Source organism: Streptomyces himastatinicus ATCC 53653, assembly GCF_000158915.1.
In the GTDB taxonomy this organism is placed as follows: domain Bacteria; phylum Actinomycetota; class Actinomycetes; order Streptomycetales; family Streptomycetaceae; genus Streptomyces; species Streptomyces himastatinicus.
Window position 1 is genome coordinate 2367893 of the sequence record NZ_GG657754.1, and the last position, 4620, is coordinate 2372512.

A 4620-nucleotide genomic window follows, 5' to 3' on the forward strand; every position below is an offset into this window, starting at 1 on the left:
GGCATCACCCTGGAGTTCAGCGGAAAGGAAACCGGCAAGTCCGCACATGGCAGTGGCAGTCCTCTTACGGGGTCGGGTCGGGCTCGGCGAGTTACCGGGGGTTCGGCTCGGCGAGCTTGCGGGCCACGAAGTCGTCGATCGAGGAGAGGGAGACGAAGACATCGGTGAGGATGTCGGCCTCGTCCATCTGGAACGCGAACTCGTCCTCCAGGAAGTTCATGAGCTGGATATAGCCGAAGGAGTCGATGACCCCGGCCTTGAAGAGATCGGTGTCGGCGTCCAGGTCGCCGCCGAACTCGACCAGAAAGCGTTCCTCGATGTACTGCTGGATCTTCTCTGTCCTGCTCATATCAGGGCCCTGTTTTCTTGGTCGGGGACGGGGCGGGGATTGCGGCCGCACGGATCTTCTCCACCATGCGAAGGAGCGATTTTCCGCCCACTTCTTCGCAGGCGAACCGGGGGTCGCGGGCGAGCAGATGGCGGACGCTGTCCGTCCAGCGCACCGGTTCGACGAGCTGCTGGCTCAGCGTCGCCACGATTGCGCCCTTTTCGTACGGGCGTCCGCTGACGTTCGCGACCACCTCGGCCATGGGCTCGGCGAAGGTGAATTCCTTGAGGTAGCGCTCGAACTCCGCGCGGGCCGGCTCCATGTACCGGGAGTGGAACGGCGCGCTGACCCGCAGCGGCGCGAACCGGATGCCGCGTTCCTTGAACGTCGCGTGGGCGGCGCGCAGCGCCTGGGCCGGACCGGCGATGACGAGCTGTGCGTCGGTGTTGAATCCCGCGATGTCCAGGCCGTCGACGCCGTCCTGCCCGAGGATGTCGAGCAGTTGCGGCGCCGGGGTGTCCATCACGGCCGTCATACCGCCGCCGGAGGCCGCCGCCATCAGCTCGCCGCGCTTCTTGACGAGCCTGAGGCCGGTCTCGAAGTCGAACACCCCCGCGGCCAGCAGGGCGTTGTATTCACCGAGGCTGTGCCCGAGATAGCAATCGGCGGGCCGGTCCTCGCGCCGTGTGCGCTCGAACATCTGTAACGCGTTGACGGTGTAGAGCGCGGGCTGTGTGTATTCCGTGCGGGACAGCGCGTCGTCGGGGTTGTCACGGCACAGGGCGACGAGGTCGTAGTCCAGTACGTCACAGGCGAATTGGGTGAGTCCGGGATAGCGCTCGAAGGCATCCTTGCCCATTCCCCGGAATTGCGAACCCTGCCCGGGAAAAAGAATCGCGAAAACCATGGCGCCTTTCAGGTGGACACCAGAAGAAGAGCCGGTTAATGAGGTCGGCCCTAAATCAGCATCGAGGAAACGCGTTGACGCATGCAAGGGGCACCCATGTGGCGAACGTTACACACTCGCATTTTGCCAAACTAGTGATGTCCCTAGTGGTTCCTGGACAGCGACAGAAACCGGACCGCCCTGACCAATTCGCGTGCTTGACAGCCACCGCGCACCACAGGATTACTGAATTCCCGCCCCGCGTCCCCGCCATCGGACGACTCCTTCATCACGCGACCCTGTCAACACGCGCATCCGCCACCGGAAGGTCACACCATGAGCGTCCCGATCACCGACCCCTGGCTCCAGCCGCTGCGGCCCCCCGCTCAGTCCGCCGCGGTGGCTCCGGAGCGCCGGGACCGGCTGGTGTGCTGGCCGCCCGCGGGCGGCTCCGCCACCTTCTTCCACGCCTTCGCCGCCGCACTCCCGGAGGCCGAGGTCTGGGCCGTCCAGCCCCCGGGCCGGGCCAACCGCCGCCGCACACCGCCCGTCACCGTGCCCGAGGAGGCCGTGGAGGGCGTTCTCGCCGCGCTCGACAAATTGCCGCCCAGCGACGGCCGCCTGATCTTCATGGGCCACAGCATGGGCGCGGCCATGACCCACCTCCTGGCCACCCGCGCGCCCGCGCCCCCGGATCTCGTCGTCCTCTCCGCATGGCCGGTTCCCGGCCGGTTCGTACGGCACCCCCTCGGCAAACCGGCCGCCGAACTCGGCACCGACGATCTCTTCGCCTTCCTGCGCTCCCTGGACACCCCCGGGCTGGCCGATCTGGACGACGCCCTGGTGGCCGAATATCTCCTCCCGCCCCTGAAGTCCGACCTCCTCCTGGGCGAGGGCCTCGCCGCCATGACCGACCGCACCTGGACCAAGTCCCCGGTCGTCCTCGTCGCCGCGGACGACGACCCGGTCTTCTCCCCCGCCGAGGTCGCTGCCTGGGGCGATGTCGTCGACGTCCGCGACCGGATCCAGCTCGCCGGCGGTCACTTCGCCCTCTCCGCACACGTCGACACGGTGGCCGAGGCCATCCGGCGCGCGCTGTAGCCGCGGGGTCCGGCCGACGGCCGAGATAGTACGCTCCGCCCCCGGAGCGGGGCTGCCAAGATGAGCGAATGATCTACCCAGCCGATACACAACGGTCGACTGCGGATCAGACACGGCTGTTACTGGTCGAGGACGACCGGGAGACCGCAGACATGCTGGCCGAATTGTTCGTCTCAGAGGGCTATGACGTCGATGTGGCATTCGACGGCCACCGGGGGCTCCATCTCGGTCTCGGCCGACGCCATCAGGTGATGGTCGTCGACCGGATGCTGCCCGGGCTCGACGGGCTGGATCTGGTGAAGCGATTACGGCGGGTCGGTGTCACCACCCGGGTCCTGGTGCTGACCGCGCTGGGCGAGCTGGGCGATCGGGTCACCGGCCTCGACTCAGGGGCGGACGACTATCTGGTCAAGCCCTTCGAAGTGGACGAACTGCTGGCCAGGGTGCGGGCGTTGCACCGGCGCGACCTCGCGGACGCCGAAGTCCTGCCGCTCGGCGACGGGGACGGCGGGCAGCTGGACCTGCGGCGCCACGAGGTCTGTCTCGCCGACGGCAGCCGCGTGGAGCTGTCCTTGCGCGAGTTCGGCCTGCTGCACGCGCTCGCGGACGGCCCCAAGCGGGTGCACGACCGCTCCCATCTGCGCGAGCGCGTGTTCCCCGATACCTCGGCGGAGTCCATCGTCGATACGTATGTCTACTATCTGCGGCGGAAACTGGGCCGTGACGTCGTCCGTACCGTGCGGGGGCGCGGCTACCAGATGGGCACGCTGTGATCTCCCTTCCGGTCCGCATTCCGCGCCGTACGGCTCCGGGCCCCGAACAGCGCAGGCTCGCCTCCGCCCAGTGGTCGATCACCTGGCGTATCTCGCTGGTGATGTCGGTGATCATGTTGCTGGTCGTGGCCATCGTCTACTCCGTCGTGCTGTTCGCCCAACGCGCCGACGCCGAGCGCGAGACGCAGTGGGGCATCCGGCACAACACCGTCGACAGCCCGCCGGTCTGCATGTGGATCACCGTGGAGCGGGACGGAGTGGTCCGCAGCACCCGCGGCACCCCGGACGGCCTGCCGGTGATGTCCAGCCTGACCGCGGTCCGCGCGGGCGCGCCCCCGGTGCTGGAGCGGGTGGAGCGCGGCGGCGAGACGTACACGGTACGCACCGCGTGGCGCGGCGACGCGGTCGTACAGGCGGCGTACGGCGAACGGTTCCAGCGCGCCGACCGCGAGCATCTGCTGCTGGCCTTCGCGACGGCCGAGTCGATCGGCCTGCTGCTCGTCGCCGCGGCGAGCGGCATGCTCGCGCGGCGGGCGATGACGCCGCTGTCCGATGCGCTGGACCGGCAGCGGCGGTTCGTCGCGGACGCCAGCCACGAACTGCGCACCCCGCTCACCCAGTTGCACACCCGCGCCCAGCTGCTGGCCCGGCGCTGCTCCGGTGCGGAGCACCCGCAAGCGCTGACGGTCGAGCTCCAACGCCTGGTGACCGGGACCCGGCAGCTCGGTGACGTCATCGACGACCTGCTGCTGTCGGCGCGGCTGTCCCAGTCGCCGGGCTCGCGCGACCCGGTGGACGTCGCCGCGCTCGCCGAGGAGGCGGTGGCCGCCGAGGACGCCCGCGCCCAGTCGATGGGGCTCGCCGTGCGGCTGCGGCAGGGCCAGGGGGCGCATGTGGTGATGGGCACCGCACCGGCGCTGCGCCGGGTGATCGCCGCGCTGGTCGACAACGCGATGGGGCACACCCCGCTCGGCGGGGAGGTCGTGGTGTCCGTGGACGCCCCGCGTCCCGGTGTCGTATCGCTGTCCGTACGCGACACCGGGGTGGGGTTCGCGCCCGAGGAGGCCGATCGCCTCTTCGAACGGTTCGCGCGGGGGTCGGCCGGGCGGGGCAGACGGTTCGGGCTGGGTCTGGCGCTGGCCCGGGAGGTGGTCGAGAGCCATCGGGGACGGATCACCGCCGGAGGACGGCCGGGGCACGGCGCCCTGTTCACCGTCGAGCTTCCGGCGGCGCGGATCGCGGACGCGGCGGGTGAGGCGATTCCCCGGCAGCGGTCGATCTCGGCATGCCTGTCCGTGGTAGCCCGCCAGCCGGGCGGCCCGGGGCGCTGAGCCGCGACCGGGAGGCCGTCGGGGGGCGTCGGGGGCCCGGACGCTGAGCCGTCCACGCCCGCCGGTCCCGCATCCCGGTTCGCCCGGCTCCGGCCGGACGCACAGCCGAGCGCACCGGCCAGGCGCGCGGCGCGGCTGGCCGCGAACGAGCGCAGCGCGGGCGCGCCGCCCCGCAGCCCCGGCACCGCGGGGCCGCGGGCA

At 70.4% G+C, this 4620-nt stretch carries 5 protein-coding genes; 3 read left to right on the top strand and 2 right to left on the bottom strand.

The window, feature by feature from the left end; all coding sequences use genetic code 11:
• Window positions 1–91 precede the first annotated feature (91 nt).
• Together SSOG_RS09305 and fabD are read right to left on the bottom strand one after the other, a co-directional pair.
• Window positions 92–349, bottom strand: coding sequence for an acyl carrier protein (locus SSOG_RS09305; protein WP_009713962.1), 258 nt, complete (start codon window positions 347–349; stop codon window positions 92–94).
• 1 nt (window position 350) lies between these two features.
• Window positions 351–1322: an ACP S-malonyltransferase gene (gene fabD, locus SSOG_RS09310; RefSeq protein ID WP_245606259.1), complete on the bottom strand. Its 972-nt coding sequence runs from the start codon at window positions 1320–1322 to the stop codon at window positions 351–353.
• 228 nt (window positions 1323–1550) lie between these two features.
• On the opposite strand from fabD, the gene SSOG_RS46670 reads away from it, so the two are divergent.
• The 3 genes from SSOG_RS46670 to SSOG_RS09325 all read left to right on the top strand — a co-directional run bounded on the left by SSOG_RS46670 (window position 1551) and on the right by SSOG_RS09325 (window position 4419).
• Window positions 1551–2315 carry a thioesterase II family protein gene (locus tag SSOG_RS46670; protein ID WP_009713964.1) on the top strand — a complete coding sequence of 255 codons (765 nt, stop codon included), beginning with the start codon at window positions 1551–1553 and terminating at the stop codon, window positions 2313–2315.
• A 68-nt stretch (window positions 2316–2383) separates the two neighbouring features.
• Window positions 2384–3088, top strand: a complete 705-nt coding sequence (locus SSOG_RS09320; protein ID WP_009713965.1) for a response regulator transcription factor — start codon at window positions 2384–2386, stop codon at window positions 3086–3088.
• Window positions 3085–4419: a sensor histidine kinase gene (locus SSOG_RS09325; protein WP_009713966.1), complete on the top strand. Its 1335-nt coding sequence runs from the start codon at window positions 3085–3087 to the stop codon at window positions 4417–4419. Before SSOG_RS09320 ends, SSOG_RS09325 begins: the two co-directional genes overlap by 4 nt.
• Window positions 4420–4620 lie beyond the last annotated feature (201 nt).